The 16334-nt window shown below is 57.2% G+C and carries 12 protein-coding genes and 5 tRNA genes; 10 read left to right on the plus strand and 7 right to left on the minus strand.

What is annotated here, in order from left to right; translation table 11 throughout:
• Positions 1-215: 215 nt before the first annotated feature.
• On the minus strand, positions 216-1424 hold the full coding sequence (dpaL, locus tag EH55_RS00075) for a diaminopropionate ammonia-lyase (protein WP_037973922.1): 1209 nt from the start codon (positions 1422-1424) through the stop codon (positions 216-218).
• Between the two features lie 229 nt (positions 1425-1653).
• Here dpaL and EH55_RS00080 point away from each other — a divergent pair.
• From EH55_RS00080 to EH55_RS00095, 4 genes are all read left to right on the plus strand, one after another.
• Positions 1654-1728 (plus strand) — tRNA-Val (locus EH55_RS00080).
• Between the two features lie 14 nt (positions 1729-1742).
• Positions 1743-1819, plus strand: a tRNA-Asp gene (locus EH55_RS00085).
• A gap of 22 nt (positions 1820-1841) precedes the next feature.
• A tRNA-Phe gene (locus EH55_RS00090) sits at positions 1842-1917 on the plus strand.
• 16 nt (positions 1918-1933) lie between these two features.
• Positions 1934-2008 (plus strand) — tRNA-Gly (locus tag EH55_RS00095).
• Between the two features lie 66 nt (positions 2009-2074).
• On the opposite strand, the gene EH55_RS00100 is transcribed toward EH55_RS00095, so the two are convergent.
• Positions 2075-3940: a YgiQ family radical SAM protein gene (locus EH55_RS00100; protein WP_081839363.1), complete on the minus strand. Its 1866-nt coding sequence runs from the start codon at positions 3938-3940 to the stop codon at positions 2075-2077.
• 83 nt (positions 3941-4023) lie between these two features.
• On the opposite strand from EH55_RS00100, the gene EH55_RS00105 reads away from it, so the two are divergent.
• The 5 genes from EH55_RS00105 to EH55_RS00125 all read left to right on the plus strand — a co-directional run bounded on the left by EH55_RS00105 (position 4024) and on the right by EH55_RS00125 (position 9013).
• Positions 4024-4710, plus strand: a complete 687-nt coding sequence (locus EH55_RS00105) for a M48 family metallopeptidase (protein ID WP_037973924.1) — start codon at positions 4024-4026, stop codon at positions 4708-4710.
• A gap of 10 nt (positions 4711-4720) precedes the next feature.
• Positions 4721-5569: an MBL fold metallo-hydrolase gene (locus tag EH55_RS00110; protein ID WP_051682487.1), complete on the plus strand. Its 849-nt coding sequence runs from the start codon at positions 4721-4723 to the stop codon at positions 5567-5569.
• 127 nt (positions 5570-5696) lie between these two features.
• Positions 5697-7877, plus strand: a complete 2181-nt coding sequence (locus EH55_RS00115; RefSeq protein WP_037973926.1) for an Eco57I restriction-modification methylase domain-containing protein — start codon at positions 5697-5699, stop codon at positions 7875-7877.
• A gap of 70 nt (positions 7878-7947) precedes the next feature.
• Positions 7948-8841 carry a DMT family transporter gene (locus tag EH55_RS00120; protein ID WP_037974094.1) on the plus strand — a complete coding sequence of 298 codons (894 nt, stop codon included), beginning with the start codon at positions 7948-7950 and terminating at the stop codon, positions 8839-8841.
• Between the two features lie 97 nt (positions 8842-8938).
• Positions 8939-9013, plus strand: a tRNA-Val gene (locus EH55_RS00125).
• Between the two features lie 92 nt (positions 9014-9105).
• On the opposite strand, the gene EH55_RS00130 is transcribed toward EH55_RS00125, so the two are convergent.
• The 3 genes from EH55_RS00130 to EH55_RS14310 all read right to left on the minus strand — a co-directional run bounded on the left by EH55_RS00130 (position 9106) and on the right by EH55_RS14310 (position 11664).
• The gene (locus tag EH55_RS00130; RefSeq protein WP_037973928.1) at positions 9106-9876 is read right to left on the minus strand and encodes an acyl-CoA dehydratase activase; all 771 of its coding nucleotides are present in this window, start codon (positions 9874-9876) and stop codon (positions 9106-9108) included.
• 1 nt (position 9877) lies between these two features.
• Positions 9878-11029: a double-cubane-cluster-containing anaerobic reductase gene (locus EH55_RS00135; RefSeq protein WP_037973930.1), complete on the minus strand. Its 1152-nt coding sequence runs from the start codon at positions 11027-11029 to the stop codon at positions 9878-9880.
• A gap of 491 nt (positions 11030-11520) precedes the next feature.
• Positions 11521-11664 (minus strand): hypothetical protein, encoded by a 144-nt coding sequence (locus EH55_RS14310; protein WP_160170710.1) that lies wholly within the window; start codon positions 11662-11664, stop codon positions 11521-11523.
• Between the two features lie 97 nt (positions 11665-11761).
• Here EH55_RS14310 and EH55_RS00145 point away from each other — a divergent pair, with 97 nt between their 5' ends.
• On the plus strand, positions 11762-13024 hold the full coding sequence (locus EH55_RS00145) for a class II fructose-bisphosphate aldolase (protein WP_037973934.1): 1263 nt from the start codon (positions 11762-11764) through the stop codon (positions 13022-13024).
• Between the two features lie 70 nt (positions 13025-13094).
• Here EH55_RS00145 and EH55_RS00150 read toward each other — a convergent pair whose 3' ends face one another.
• Positions 13095-14606 carry an AMP-binding protein gene (locus EH55_RS00150; protein ID WP_037973936.1) on the minus strand — a complete coding sequence of 504 codons (1512 nt, stop codon included), beginning with the start codon at positions 14604-14606 and terminating at the stop codon, positions 13095-13097.
• Positions 14607-14707: 101 nt separating this feature from the next.
• A complete protein-coding gene (locus EH55_RS00155; protein ID WP_037973938.1) occupies positions 14708-16300 on the minus strand; it encodes an ABC transporter substrate-binding protein in 1593 nt (530 codons plus the stop codon).
• Between the last annotated feature and the right edge of the window lie 34 nt (positions 16301-16334).

A 16334-nucleotide genomic window follows, 5' to 3' on the forward strand; every position in this document is an offset into this window, starting at 1 on the left:
ACATTTTTAACTTATCATATATCTAAATAAACAGCTACGCAAGTCAGACGCTCGTAAGATAGCATATAGATTTATTCTGGTAAGTTTTATTTACAAATTTTACGCCTTATATCGCCCGTCGCCTATACGCCATAGTTTTTTCAGTCGGCCGTTCCTCGCAATGTTTTCCCGGCGATACAGACGGAAATTTTTTTGCCCGCGCCCGCGCGTCACTCTTAATAACCCTTCGCTCCCTCCCACACTATCCTGCGATAGCTATCCGGGTCTGTGGCTCCTTCCGTCGAGAATAGCAGGACGCGCGAATTTCTGTCCAGTTGCAGCTCTTCGCGGAGCGGCGCAAGTTTCGCGTCCGTCGCTATCGAATGGAGCAGCCCGGCCGTCGCGGCTCCCGATTCGCCAGATATAACGCGCGTGTCGCCCGGCAGAGGCGCGCCGAGAACGCGTACTCCGTTCGACGCTGCTTCGTCTGGGATCGATACGAACGCGAAGGCCTTATCCTTCAATATCTGCCACGACGTTATGCTCGGCTCTCCGCAGGCGAGCCCGGCCATTATCGTGCGCATCTCTCCGCCGACCGCGCGCACCTCTCCGTCTCCGGCAAGCGCCGAACGGTAAATGCAGTCCGCCTGATCCGACTCGACGACTACGAAGAGCGGCGGATCGTTCGGATATTTGTTTGCAAAATAGCCGACGACGGCTCCGGCGAGAGAGCCGACCCCTGCCTGGATGAATATGTGCGTCGGCTGCGCGCCGGCTGCTTCGGCGAACTGTTCGTCGGCTTCGAGCGCCATCGTGCCGTAGCCCTGCATGATCCACGACGGGATCTCCTCGTAGCCCTTCCACGCGGTGTCCTGAACGAGCACTCCGCCAGGCGTCTCGGCTGCCTTTTTAGCGGCTTTGCGCACGCATCCGTCATAATTCAATTCTTCTATCGTGACGGCCGCGCCTTCCCTTTTTATATTCTCGAAACGGGGGCGGCGCGAGCCTTTCGGCATCATTATCACGGCCTTCTGCCCAAGCGTTTTCGCCGACCACGCTACGCCGCGACCGTGGTTTCCGTCAGTGGCGCTGAAGAAGGTTATTTCGCCTATCTCTTTCTTCAGCCCTGGCGAAGTGAGAGCGTCGTAAGTAAGGCTTCCTATCGGGCGCCCCGTGAGCTTTGAAATGTAACGCGCCATAGCAAAAGAGCCGCCGAGCACTTTGAAGGCGTTGAGGCCGAAGCGGAAGCTTTCGTCCTTAACGAACAGATTTTTCACGCCGTAAAATTCCGCGAGGGCGTTCAGCGCGGCAAGAGGAGTTTTTTTATACTGCGGGAAGCTCTCGTGAAAGGCGCGCGCCGCCGAGACATTCTCCAGCGACATTATGCCGAGCTCCTTATCTTGCGTATCAGGAAGATTGTTCCCGATCCATTTGATGCCGTCCATGCCCATCCGCTCCCCGCGACAGAAATTTTTATGACATATAAAAGACGCGCAAAATCAACGCCCGCCATTTTATTATAATGTATCTTCCGCCGTGCCGACAACGCGGAAAAACGCACGGGAGATGGTTAGAAAGCGCTGGAAAGCCGGCAGAATCCGAACGGTTGACATATCGAGAAAAAAAAGTATAATTAACTCCGTTGTCGCTGGTGCGGTACGACGGTGGATTGTTGGGCGGGTAGCTCAGCGGGAGAGCATCTGCCTTACACGCAGAGGGTCGTAGGTTCGAAACCTATCCCGCCCACCATTAGAACAGCGAGTGGAGCTGTAGCTCAATTGGTTAGAGCGCCGGCCTGTCACGCCGGAGGTCGCGAGTTCAAGTCTCGTCAGCTCCGCCATTTAACTGTTCGCCGCTGCGATGGCGGGATAGCTCAGTTGGTAGAGCAACGGACTGAAAATCCGTGTGTCCCCAGTTCAATTCTGGGTCCCGCCACCAACTTTAGGAAATTGACGCGGAAGTAGCTCAGGGGTAGAGCACAACCTTGCCAAGGTTGGGGTCGCGGGTTCGAATCCCGTCTTCCGCTCCATTTTTTTGTCCGAACGCGGACAGATGCCGCCGTTTTGCGCGATATGCGCGATCGGCGGCGGTTTTTCTAATCTACGAGCGCTTTAGGGCCGCGTCCTATCAGATCTCTTCTTCCTGCCTTTATCAGAGCCTTGCGCACGTAATTTTTATTTTCCGGCATCCAGTACTGGAGCAGGGCGCGCTGCATCCTGCGCTCCTCGGCGCCCCTCGGCACGTAGACCTTCTCCATCGTCATAGGGTCGAGGCCGGTATGGTAGATGCAGGTCGACAGAGAGCCTGGCGTCGGCGTGAAGTCCTGCACCTGCTCCGGGTGCAGCCCGCTGTCGCGTATGAATTCGGCGAGCTCGACCGCATCTTTGAGCGTTGAGCCGGGATGGGCGGAGATGAAGTACGGCACGAGGAACTGCTTCAGGCCGAGCTTCTTGTTTATTTCGGCGTATTTTTTCAGGAATTCCTCGGTCACTTCGCGCGGAGGCTTGCGCATGTAGCGCAGCACGCTCGCGCTCACGTGCTCGGGCGCGATCTTCAGCTGTCCGCTTATATGCCAGCGGCAGAGCTCTTCGAGGAAAGCACTTTTTTTGTCGGCGAGTATATAGTCGTAGCGGAGACCGGAGCGGATGAAAACTTTTTTGACGCGCGGCAGCGCGCGCAGCCTGCGCAGTAGCGCGATGTAGCCCTCATGGCTCGCGCGGAGTTTACCGCAGGGACGCGGGTAAAGACAGGAGCGTCCCTTACATGCACCGCGCCTGAGGGAGTCCCCGCACTGCGGAGTCGTGAAGTTTGCTGTCGGGCCCCCTACGTCGTGTATGTAGCCTTTGAAATCGGGCAGGCGCGTCAGCAGTTCGGCTTCCTTTATTATCGATTCGTCGCTGCGGCGCTGTATTATGCGTCCCTGATGCGACGATATCGCGCAGAAGCCGCACTCGCCGAAGCAGCCGCGATGCGTCGTTATGCTGAATTTAACCTCTTTGAGCGCCGGCACCCCGCCGGCCGCGTCGTAGTCGGGATGCCACGCGCGCGCGTAAGGCAGGGCGTATACTGCGTCCATCTCGCCGGTCGAAAGGGGGCGCGCCGGCCTGTTCTGAACGACGAGCCACGCTCCCTGGTCCTGTATCAGCCTTTTCCCGCGCAGCGCGTCGTTCTCGCCGTAGGATAATCTGAACGCCTCGGCAAATTTTGTCTTGTCGGATGACACCTCACCGAAGGAGGGCAGCGGGACGGCATCTTTCGCCGCGTTCGCGTCGTGAGTCTTCCAGCAAGTGCCGGGGATATCGCGCATCGACGAGACGCTTTCGCCGTCGGAGAGCCTCCGCGCTATTTCGAGCGAGGCGAGCTCTCCCATACCGTAAACGAGCAGGTCCGCGCGGCTGTCCGTCAGCATCGAACGGCGCACGCCGTCGCTCCAGTAGTCGTAATGCGCGAGCCGGCGCAGGCTCGCCTCGACGCCTCCAATGACGAGAGGTATATCGCCCCACAGCTCGCGAACTCTGTTCGAATAGACTACCGTCGCGCGATCGGGCCTGCGTCCCGCTTCCCCGCCCGGCGCGTAACTGTCCTCCCTGCGCTTTTTGCCTCCCGCCGTGTAGCGGTTCAGCATCGAATCGAGATTCCCGGCGGAGAGCATCGCGCAGAGGCGCGGCCTCCCCATCCTGAGGAAGTCCGCCGTGCCGCGCCAGTCAGGCTGCGAAATTATTCCGATGCGAAAGCCGTGCGCCTCGAGCCAGCGCGCTATTATCGCATGCCCGAAGCTTGGATGGTCGACGTAGGCGTCGCCGGTGATTATAAGGACGTCGAGTTCGTCCCAGCCGCGCACGTCCATATCCGCGCGCGAAACAGGCAGAAAGGCCTCACGGGAAAGCCCCGCCGTTTTCTTTATCTTTGCCGCGCCGTAAGCGCCCTTCCCCGCTCCGCAGCCGCGTTTGCGAATTTCCATTCTTATTTTCCTCTGTTAAAATCATTTTAGCGCGGAATAAACCGCGTCGCGGCTTTACTACCCCGCCGAATGTATATATTATAATGTCTATGGGCGCTGATTATATAGCCGTGAACGGCATCCGCTTCGAGATAAGGAGAAACGCCAGAAGGAAAAATATCGCCGTAGGCGTAGACGACGGCGTTTATTTTGCGGCCGCGCCGCAACGTGTCTCGCGCAAAGAGCTCGAGTCGCTCCTGCTGAGAAATTTCGACGAGACTATCGAAGCGCTGAAGGAAAAGCTCGCCGCGCAGCGCGGCGGCGGACACAAATACCGCGCAGGAGAGCTCTTTTACTGCCGCGGGGAGCTGTATCCTCTGGAAATTTCCGACGGTCCTCTGCGTTTCGACGGCAGCGCTTTCATTTCGGCGCCCTTCGGCGATGCCGACGCGGCGCGCAGCGCGTTCGAATTTTTTTACGCGCGCAAGACGAGGAGCATCGTGCAGGAGGAATTCCCCACATGGTGCAAGAGAATCGGCGCGGGACCGAAGCGCGTGAACATAAAGAACGTCAGGACGCTTTGGGGAAGCTGCTCGGCGTCCGGCAGTATAACCTTCAGCCTGCGGCTCGCGCTCGTGGCGCCTCCGCTGATGGAGTATGTGATGATACATGAGCTTTGTCACTTTTTTGAGATGAATCACTCTAAAGACTTCTGGCTGCGCGTCGCGCGTTGGTGTCCCGATTACGCGGAGCGGCGCGCCGAGCTGAGGCGCAGCGGCTACACATGGTGAGGCGCGAACGTTGAGCAAGGAGAATTCTTATCCCGATAATTTCATAAGATATATAGGCACGGGCGGCGGGCGTTTCTCGATGATAAGGCAGCAGCGCGGCACCGGAGGAATTTGGATCGGCTGCCGCGGTCTCAGCGGCATAATCGACCCCGGGCCGGGAAGCCTCGCGCATATCTGCGCGGCAAACCCCACGCTCCTCTCCGACGAGTTGGATTTTGTAATGCTGACGCATAAGCACGTCGACCACAGCACCGACGCGAACGTGCTGATCGAATGCATGACGCAGGGGGGCTTCGAAAAAAAAGGAACGATAATAGCGCCCTCCGACGCGCTTTTCGGCGACGACCGCGTCATAATGGAATATTCCCAGCGGCGCGCCGAACGCATACATATACCGCGCGACGGCAGTGTCATCGACATAGGAAACGGGCTCGCGGCCGAAGCGGTCGAGCACCTGCACCACGGCGTCGAGTGCTACGGCTATATCTTCCGCGCGCCCGGCGTGCCAGAATGGGGGATGATCAGCGACAGCAGGATGCTGCCTTCGTTCGCCCAGAGATATAAAAACTGCGAATTTATCTCAATGAACGTGACCTTCCCTGACAGGAAAAAACACCTCGACCACATCTCGATAGAAGAGGCGAAGGAGCTGCTTTCGCAGCTTAACGCGAAGAACGCGGTCTTCACTCACTTAGGCGCGATGATGACTTCGCCGGAGGGGAGGCATTTCCTGGAGGATCTCGACACGGAAAGGACCGACGTCACCGCCGCCCGTGACGGCATGGTGGTCGACCTGGAAACCCACGAGATATCCTTCTGCGGCGAAAATTTTCCCGCGTCCGCGCCGTGGCAGCGCTGAACGCGCTCTGCGCAGGCGCATCTTCCGCCCATTTTCGTCCGAACGCGGACGTCCGGATTTCCGCCCCTGTTAATATCCGAATTTTTGCATTATCATTATCTTGTATTGTATTACAGGCGGGAGGGATATGATGCAGAACTGCGACGCGCTCGTCATAAAGAGGGAATCATCGGAAGAAACATTTTCCCCGGAACGTTTTTCGGCCCGTATGTCTGAGCTTTTCCCAAAGGCTTCGGCCGCCGAAGCGTGGATACGTTCGGGCATGCACATCCCCGCCGTTCTGAAGGATACGATATCCTCCTACAGGCTGATCTCGCGGCACAGGACGGCCGAGGGGCACGGGAAAGCCGACTGCCTACAGATAAAGCTCGCGCCCGGCGCGGAGCTTCTCCGTTCTGAAAAAAAGTGCCTGAATTTCATCCTCTCCTATATGAAAAAAGAATCCGCAGACGCGGCGCTGCTCGCGATAGTGCCGGCCGGAGGCGGAGGAAGCATTTCGCTCTTCGCGCTCTCGCCAGCAAGGCGCGGAGTCGTCATTCCTCAGGAGATCTTAGAGATGATGACGGTCGAGGGCATAAAAAACTACCTCATGAAGGCCTGCCGTATCTCCCCGGCGGCGCTCGGCGGATATTTCTCCGACGACGCCATACTCTTCGACGACACGCCGATAGCGAAGGCGGCGAAGGAGATCGACGCGGCGCTCGACGCAATGCTCTTCTGCGACATCGCCTCCGGCTGCGGAGAGATAGCCGTGACCGCTGCGAAAAAAGTAGCGGCCGCGCGCGCCGGCCTGAACAAATATCTCCCACAGCGGCAGAACAGCGACGAAGACTTTTTCCTGCGCCGTTTCATCGAAAGCTCGCTCTTCGCCACCGACTGCAGCGAGGCTGCGGTCGACATCCTGAAGGCAAGGCTCAAGGCGCTATGTCCCGGCGCGAAGCTGCCAGAAGAACGCTTTGCATGGGGAAGCGTCCTCGTCGACGGAATATTCGACGACGTAAAATTCGACCTGATAATTTCCAACCCGCCGCACCTGCGCGGCGGGCAGCTTTCCACGCTAAAGCCTCTGCTCTTCGGCTACTCCTCCTCGCGCTTCAACTCCGACGTCTACTGCTACTACGTCGAAAAATCCTACTCTATGCTCTCCGGGCGCGGATCTTCCGCAATGCTCGTCTCCGACAAATGGATGAAGACGAAATACGGCGAAGGGCTCAGGGATTTTTTCACCTTCCACAAGCCTTACGTCATAATGGATCTCGGAAGGCCGAAGGAGCTCAAAGGCGCGGCGACCGCCTTATCTGCGATATTCTTTTTCAGAGAACCGCAGAGTGGCGCGGCGAAATCCGTCGACGCATCCCTCGAACTGAAGGCGCCGCCCGCGTCGCTCTTCGACGAGGAGGAGGCGCAGGATAAGGAAGAGCGCGGCCGACCGGCGGCGCGCATCCTCGAAAACACTGCGCAGCAGCTCGTGCAGAAACTCATGGAGGAAAATGCGCCTCTTTCGCGCTCCGGCTTCGGCAGGGTCTACAGGGGCATACTCACCGGTCTGAACGAAGCGTTCGTGTTAGACGCCGAAAAGGCGCGCGAAATATCCGAAAGAGAGCCGGCTTCGGCTGAGCTTATCGTCCCCTTCTACTCGGGGCGCGACGTAAAGCGCTATTACCTTCCGCAGGAAAAAAGGTATCTGATCTTCATGCCGAAGGGCTTCACAGACGGCATGAGCGGCTTTTCGGACGGCTACGTCTGGCTCGCGAAAAACCACCCGCTGCTCGCGACGCACTTAGCACGCTACGAGGCGAAAGCCGCCGCGCGCCGCGACCGCGGCGATTATTGGTGGGAACTCCGCCCGTGCGGCTACTACGACGTCTTCCGCAATAAAAAAATCATCCTGCCGATCATATGCAGAAATATTTCCGCGGCGGCGGACCGGCGCGGCGTCTACGCCAACGACAAATGCTGCGTGATAGAGGGCGGCGACCCCTTCCTGATCGCGCTGTTGAATTCCTCTCTGCTCGATTTCGTCTTCAGGATGATATCGCCCGCACTGCTGAACGATTACTGCGAGCTCCGTCCCTCGATACTCGAAAAGCTCCCGATAGCGACGCCCAAAAGCGCGAAGGCTAAGGAGGCCGCGAGCAGAATCGCCGAAATGGGCGAAAAGCTCTCCGCGCTCTACGAAGAAAATCCTCCTGCGAAGTACGGCTCTCCGCCCGAAGAAATACGCAACGCCGAGAGGGAGGCCAACCGCCTCGTTTACAGCCTCTACGGGCTTACTCCCAAAGAGATAGCCGTAGTTGAAAATAACTGACGAAGGGCATATCATTTACCTTCAAAGCCTGACCCGGCAACATCTGAAATCTGAGAGGTGTTATATAAAAATGAAAAGCCGACGCATCGCAGCGCTGCTGATGCTTTCTTTGGTAGCGTTCATATGGGGTACGTCCTTCGTAGCGCAGATATTGGGGATGGAACATATAGGGCCATTTACTTTCTGCGCGGCAAGATATTTCATAGCTTCTATTTTTACCATAGCTTTCGCGGCATTTATGGGCATGAGAAAAACAGATGTTATGCCGAACGATACATTTGCCTATGACTGGCGTTCCTGCTTAGTTCCCGGTGTCATCTGCGGGACTGTGCTCTTCGCAGGGACAGCCCTTCAGCAGACGGGACTGCTCTTCACCTCCGCAGGCAAATCCGCTTTCATAACGGCTATGTATATCGTCATAGTGCCTCTCTTTGGCCTCTTTGCTGGAAAGATACCTTCAAGGTCCACACTCCTGGCGCTTGCCGCAAGTACGGTTGGGCTGTATCTGATATCTGTAAAAGAAGACTTTTCTGTAGCCCCCGGCGACGCGCTGACACTGACAGGGGCTCTTTTTTGGGCGCTGCATATCATCGTCTGCGGTCATTTCGCCCAAAAATACGACGCGTTCAAATTATCTGCAATACAATTCTCGGCTGTCGCCGTTTTATCTGTGTTCTTTGCTCTGCTCATGGAAACGCCGCACTTGAATGAAATAATCATTTCCTGGAAGCCGCTGATATACTCAGGCCTCATATCAACATGCGTAGCATACACCATGCAGATGGCGGCTCAGCGATACGTGCCGCCTGTCCAGGCAAGCATCATACTTATTTCCGAGTCAGTATTCGCGGCGCTCGCAGGCTTTCTGTTCTTAGGCGAATCCCTGACGGCACGCGAGATCACAGGATGCGTTATAATGCTTGCCGCCACGCTCACAGCGCAGATACAGGAAGCAAGGGCGTAAGACAAAAGATCTGTCTGTCCTGCATATGCGACCGTAATTTCCGATACAGAGTTGACAGAAAGCTCTTTCCGCTGTAGAATTTTTTTCTGTCAGGCAGGGGCGGTTAGTTCAGAGGTAGAACGCTTCCTTGACACGGAAGAGGTCAGAAGTTCAATTCTTCTATCGCCCACCATCGATAGGAGCGGAGTCCGGCAAGAGCCGGGCTCCTTTTTTTGCCGATCCCTCTTCTTCTACCGGCGCGGCGCCGTACGGAGCGACGGGCCCTTAATCGCCGCGCTGCATGCCGCCGCCGATTATCGCCGCTCCTATCGCTCCGGCGTACTGCGCGAGCTTCGGCGACGTCACCCTTCGCCCGGTCTTTTTTTCGATAAGGGCCCTGAGCGTTTCGTTCTGCGCGCAGCCGCCGGTGAAGCAGATATCTCCGCTCTCTGAAATACGCGATAAAAGATTCACCGCCCTCTGCGCGACTGAGTCGAGCAGCCCGAGGCATATCGATTCCTTCGGCACGCCGCGCGCCAGAAGACCGATCACCTCAGATTCGGCGAAGACCGTGCACATGCTGCTTATCGGCTGCAGGGGCGTCCCCTCTGGTATACCGCAGAAATCCGCGAGCGTGCAGCCGAGATGCGCCGCCATGTTCTGCAAAAATCTCCCGGTGCCGGCGGCGCATTTGTCGTTCATCATAAAGTCCGCGACCCTTCCGTCAGGATAGAGCGATATGACCTTTGAATCCTGCCCGCCGATGTCGAGCACGGTGCGCGCCGTCGGCACGAGGTAGTGGGCGCCGGCGGCGTGGCAGGTTATTTCGGTCACGCGCCGGTCGGCAGAAAACACGTTTCTTCCGTAGCCCGTCGCCGTGACGCGTACGTCGTGATCATGCGGTATGCGCCCGCGCCTCTTTATCTGAGCCACCGCCCTCGCCGCGCTCTCACGCGGCGCCCAGCCCGTAGGCGTGATGCAGCAGATGAAGCTGCGCCCGTTCCAGAGCGCGCCCTTCGTCGCCGTCGAGCCTATATCCACTCCGACGTTCGGCATCTTACAGCATCTCCGCGAAGGCGCCCAGCCTCGTGGCAAGCTGCCCCACGTCTCCCTGCGAATAGTCCGTTTCAACGGCTATGTACTGGGCTCCGTCCCCGGCGAGCGCGGTGCGGACGGAATAAGACTCTACGCTATAGGTGTGGCAGGCCTGAAGGATCACCTCTGCGACGCCGTCGGCGCGGTATTTTTTGATATAGTGCCGCAGCAGTTTGATTCTCTCTTTATTCGGCGACATGACGGAGCAGGGAATCGAAAGATATTTTTCGGACAGAGCGTCGATCGGCGGGATATCCTCGCTGACCTTGTAATGAGCGCATTTCAAATTGCCGCAGTTCTCGAAGCCGACGACCGTCGAAGCGCACTCGGGAGCCTCTATCGCTTCGACTACCTTTTCGAGAGACTTGCCCATCGGACAGCCGGTAATGAGTATGCGGTGCGTCGCGACGTTTACGCGGCGCTTTCCCTCCATATAATTCTCCAGCAGCCTGTCTGTGAGAGCATTTACGCTCGCGACCGCCTTTTCATAGTCGAACGTAAATTTGAGGTAATCCGACACGAGCATTATCTCCTTGCCGGTAACCACCGCGTCCGGCAGCGTCGAAAGATTATAGAAGCGCAGCGCAGCCGCGTTTATCGAATTTCTCAGCGCGATGGAGGCGGATAATTTTTCGTCTGTGATACGCACGTCGAAACGCTCCTCTAAAACTTCCTTCAATCTGATTATTTCGTACTTCCACAGCTCAAGGCTCTTCGTATGTTCGGTCGTCTGAGGAAGCTGCATCACGTGGGTGGGACGCAGCGCGTCCAGCAGTTCGTACATTTTTTTCTTGCCGTCGCAGGTCGTTTCGCCGACTACCATATCGCAGAAATGAAAATATGGGCACGTGTCGGTAAGGGCGAAGCCGTAGCTCGACTTGATGAGCGGGCAGAGGTTGCGCGGCAGATGCTTCTCCGCCGCCGATATCGGCTTTTCGCTCGTGCTGCAGAGCGACACCGCTATGCCGCCGGCCGCGTTTATAAGCTCCCACGGCGTAAAGGTGCAGTAGGTGCCGACTATCGGACGCCCCGCCTCTTTAAGCTCCTTCACCGCGACGGGCGCGTTTCGCACACCTTCGCGCATTTCTTCAAATATCTCGTCTATATCGTTCATGATCTATCACCTTGCAGATTTATTTTTAACGCAGACAACAAATATAGGAATTCACGCGGCCGCGAGGCAGCGCAAATTCCTGCCTGAGGCGCCTGACTATCCCGCTTATAAGAGTAGGGCTTATACTGACGGTTATTTCTTGGAAAGGCCGAAGTATGAGTCCATGCAGCCATGCAGCACGTGCATCGCGTCAAATCCAGCGCGTCAAAGCATCGATAACGACATGAACCCACCTCCCGCAAAAAAGCAAACGACTTGACCGGCTTATGCGGTATTTTATCATACTTTAGAGAGAATTTTTCACAGCGTCTATGTTCGCCCGCACAATTGGGGCAGCGTCCGCGATTCTGCTCGCACTTATGCAGGCAAACCAAAAAAGCGGCGGCGCGGCGCGCCGTTTGAAAATGAAAATAAAAAATGCGACCGGCGCGCGGCGCGAAAAGCGCATGACGGGGCGGCGGCATAAAGGCGAATTTTCCCAGCCGCGGCTTTTACAGTTTCATCAGCTCAAGAGCGGAGCGCGCGCCGTCGTTCAGATTTTTCACCGTGGAGCGCTCCTCTGTCGAGCGGATCTTGCCAATGCCTGCGGCAAAGATGAACTGACATAAGAATGAAAAGAAAGATAAATATTTCACTTAAATAGCTCGCGCTCTTTTCTTTGCAATATCGAATGAAAGGGGCTACAATTAATGCACAGGCACCTTACTATAAAAATCTCAGGAGGAGATTCCAATGGATGTAAATAGCAAAGCGTATCAGGAACTGCTGAAAAAGCGTCCGCTGAACGTGCAGGCACGCTTCGGCGACAGCGCGATGGGGCTGGTCAGCGGGCGTGATATAGCTGCGGCGGCCAGGGAAGTCGATTCCATCTGCCTTGCGGCGAACGCTCGCCATCCGCTCGTCATAAAGGCGGCGCTGCGCGCGGCGAAGAAGCTCAACGCCGCGATTCTCATCGAGCTCGCGAAATCAGAGTCAACATATTGCGGCACGACCTTCGAAAACGCGCCGGATTACGCGCTGAAATATTCGGAAGAGATCGGACATGGAGCGGTCTTCGGCCTCCACGTCGACCATTACGCGATCAAGGGGCAGGCCGACGTGTTGAAGGCCGTAGGGCAGCTAACAAAGATAACGGCCAACGGATTCACCTCCGTCGCCCTCGACGCGTCGCACCTCGAAGACTACGAGAACTTCGCGGCTACGCGTGCCCTTGCGGGATGGCTGCCGACGGAGCTCGGCCTCGAGGTAGAAGTCGGAGAGATCAAGGGCCCAGGCGAGCTTTCAACGGTAGAGGAAGCCCTCTATTACATCGGCGGGCTGAACGCGTGGCAGATATTCCCCGACTATCTCGCTATATCGAACGGAAGCCTCCACGGTACCTATGACCCGGCGGTCGGCCAGATGGAAGGCATCGACCTCAAGCGCACGAAGGAGATCGCCGACGCTATCGCACCCTTCGGCGTAGCGATAGCGCAGCACGGGATTTCCGGCACGCCGCTCGACAAGGTCTCGACCTTCCGCAAATACGGCATCCGCAAAGGCAACGTCGCGACGCTCTTCCAGAACGTCTACTTCGGCATCAAGATGGATCCCGATACCGGCAACGCGATCACCGAAGGCGGCACCTACACGAAGGAAAACGACCGCGGCATCTCGAGGGAGCTCTGGGAAAAGATCGTGGCGGCCGGTGATGCGAAGGGCATGAGCAGAAAGAGCGGGGATTACAAGAAGCTCAATCTGCCGTTCTGCGAGATGATTCTCGCCGAACCCCAGCCGATCATCGACAGAATCCTCGACGAGATGCAGTACTGGGCTGAGCGCTTCATCAAGGCCTTCGGGGCCGAGGGCAGCGCCGACGCGGTAGCCGAGATCATGGCAAAGCGAGTAGACCAAAACGCGTCGCCTGACCGCAAGGTCCTCACGGAAAGAAAGAACTACACGAAAGCGACGGCTCCCGGCAAAGGCGGAAACGACGGAAAAGATCACGACGAATAAACGATTATTCGCACGGAATGTAGAAACGCGGGCCATGCAGAGCATGACCCGCGTTTTTATGCGGTAGGGCTCATTGCTGTTTTTCTATTTTCATTTTGCGCAGCTCGCGGCGCAGAATTTTTCCCGTCGGCGAAAGCGGGTACTCGGTAACGAAACCTATCTTGCGCGGAACCTTATAGTGAGCGAGACGCTCCTTACAATACTCCATAAGCTCCTTCGGAGTCGCCTCGGCGCCTTCGTTCAATATGATAAAAGCCTTGACGAGCTCGCCGGCGACATTATTTTTCTCGCCGACGGCGACAGCGGCGTGGACCGCCGGGTGCGAGCAGAGGACCGCCTCGACTTCCTGCGGGTACACGTTGAAGCCGCTGACGATGATTATATCGGTCGCGCGGTCGACAATCTTTATATAGCCGTCGTCGTCGATGCGGACAACGTCGCCCGTGTTGAACCACTCGCCGCGGAAGCGGTCCTTCGTGTTGACCTCGTCGCGGAAGTAGCCGGGGACGACCGACGGACCCTTTACCCAGAGCACGCCTTCATCGTGAAGCCCGATAAGCTTGTTTTCACGGTCGCGGATCTGTACTTCATAGCCGGCGAAGGGCAGCCCGACCGTGCCGAGCTTCCTCGTATCCTCCGTGCGGTTGGCCGCGACGACCGGCGAGCATTCCGTGAGGCCGTAGCCTTCGATGATGCCCACGCCGAGATATTCCTTGCAGCGCTTGTCAAGCTGTATGTTGAGCCTGTCGCCGCCGGTAACGACGTGCTCTATGCCTCTCAGGCGCTCCCCCTTCTTCGCGAGGGCGCCGAGGAGGAATGACATTATCGTCGGCACGGCGATTATCTTATTTACTCCGGCTCCTTTAATCGCCGCGACGGTATTGTCTACCGGGACGAAGTTCGGCACAATCGCCTGTTTCATGCCTGCGATGAGAGGCAGGATTCCCGCGATTATGCAGCCGAAGGTGTGGAAGTTAGGCAGTACGTTGAGAAAAACGGATTCTTCTTTCACGAGGCCCGGGATGTGGTCGCTTATCGGCGTGAGGTTGCCTATTATATTCGAATGAAGGCAGATGACGGCTTTCGGCAGCCCTGACGTGCCAGAGGTAGAGAATATAACCGCTGTTTTTTCGTCTTCAGGTTTTCCCATTCTGCCCTGCCATGACGGCAGAGGTCCTTCGAGCGTGGTGGCGACGAGAGGAAAATCGATCGGAAAGCCGTCCGCTTTTTTACAGCTTTCCTCCGTCAGCACGACTGCGTTCACGTCGAGCATTTTTATCGTGTTGATAAGGTTCGCAACACCGGTACGTGCGTTCAGCGGCGCGACCGCGCCGCCGAGGCGCCAGCACGCTATCGAAAGGGCGTGGACCATCGGCGAATTCGGCAGCAGCACCGCGACGCGCTGCCCCCTTCCGAAGCCCGCTCCCTTTAATTTAGCTTCGCAGTCGTCCGCAAGGGCAAGAAGGCGCTCGGCGCTCCACCACTCGCCCTGCCACCAGAAACAGGGTGATTTCTCTCTGCCGCGCCACGCGTCGGCTACTGCGTCCTCAAGGCGTTCGGACCTAAACTTTGTCGTAATCATCAATATTTAACACCCCACCAGATTTGTCGTCATAATTATCACAATATAGTCAGTTATTATACACGTAAAAAGTAAAAAACATGAGAATAACGCAATAAAATTTATTCCTTGCCGATCCTGATCCTGCGTTGGAAGATTCCCTTGCCGTCGGCGCAGTGCACGAGTGCCATCGCCTTGTTGAGCGGCGTGTGGCTGCGCGGGTCTATCGTAAGGGTCGCGTGAGTCAGCGGAAGATTCCTCGTGGCGAGCAGCGTGTGGCGTATCGCTTCCCCGCGGAAGCCCGGCGCGTTCTCAAGCGCGGCGGCGACCCACATAACGCCGTCGTAGGCGAGCATCGCAGCCGTCGTCTCCTCCTGCGGGCACTCCTCGTTGTAAAGGCGCTTGTAATCCTTCAGCACCGAGCGAATCGCCGGATCGAGATAAGATACCTCGTTTATCCACCATGAGCCTGCCGCCGCGGCCCCGGCCAGTTCGTAGATTCTGTCCGCGTATCCTTCGCCGAGTATAAGCCCGCCGTAACCTGAGCTTCGCAGCGCCGAGATAAGCGCCGCCTTATCCTCCGTCCGCCCAGCTATTATAACGAGCTCAGCCCCGCTATCCGCCGCGGCTTTAGCGATCTGCAGGCGCCCGCGCGAGTCTATGTCGGCGAAAGGTATCTCCGCCGTTACGGAGACGCCGAAGGCCGCCGCCCATTTGCGCGAGGATTCGAAAATTTCCTTCGAAGGTCCGTCGGATATGTCGTAGCAGTAAGCGACGCTCTTAGTCAGCAGAGCCTGCGACGCGTAATACGACAGCATCTTGCCGCGGTAATTCATGTCGTTCGCGATGCTGAATGAGTAAAGGAAAGGCAGAGCGCCGTTCTGCATCTCCTCCTCTTCCGGGGGTGTCTGCGAGACGAAGACGAGCGGCACTTCAAGGCGCTCGGCCACGCGCGCAATCGTTTCCGCGCAGCTGTTGTCCGCCGCCATCATCATGAGAAAACTTTTATCGCTCATCGCGGATTCGACGGCCTTTTCCGCGGCGGCCGGATCCTTCGGCAGGTCGAAGCCTACGACCTTCAGAGCGTAGCCGCCCCTGATCGATTCCATCGCGTTCGCGCGCTCTACCGCGAGCTGAGCGGCGCGCAGACGCACGTGGGCGCTGCGGGCTCCGGCGCCCGACATCGGCGCGAAAAACGCGACGCGCAGTTCGTCCCCCACTGGCGTCCTCTGCCGCCCTATCTGGAAGAAGAGCAGCAGAAGAAAAGTTATCGCTACGATTATCATTATGCCGCTGCTCAGATTTTTTTTGTCTCTGCCGGCATGCCTCGGCCTGCTTGCAATGCCTCCGCCTATCTGCTTGAGATTGCCAGGCACGGCGACGAAGTCCTTGCGCTCGGCTAAGCCCTCTTCGTCCGACCTTAGCGCGAGCGCGCAATTTATCAGCTCGGCAGTCCTCTCCGCCTGTTTCTCCGTAAAGCCCATGAGCTGGCGGAAACGCCGCTCCTCTTTTTTGCCTATAATAGGATTCTGCGAGCCGGGGCGCCAGCCGTCTCTCAAAAGCTGGCGCAGTGCAAAGGTGAGGTGAAAGACCTCGTCGGCCGCTTCAGAGCAGCGATTCTCCAGAAGCTGTGAAAGGCGGTCGGGGTCCTCTAAAATATTTACGCCGTATTCCTCTGTCAGCTCCGCCATAACGCGGCGAAAATCGTCAGCCATTGCCGCACCTCTCATTCATTCAGTAGTATACAAC

Origin of the sequence: Synergistes jonesii, from assembly GCF_000712295.1 — a bacterium.
GTDB lineage: Bacteria > Synergistota > Synergistia > Synergistales > Synergistaceae > Synergistes > Synergistes jonesii.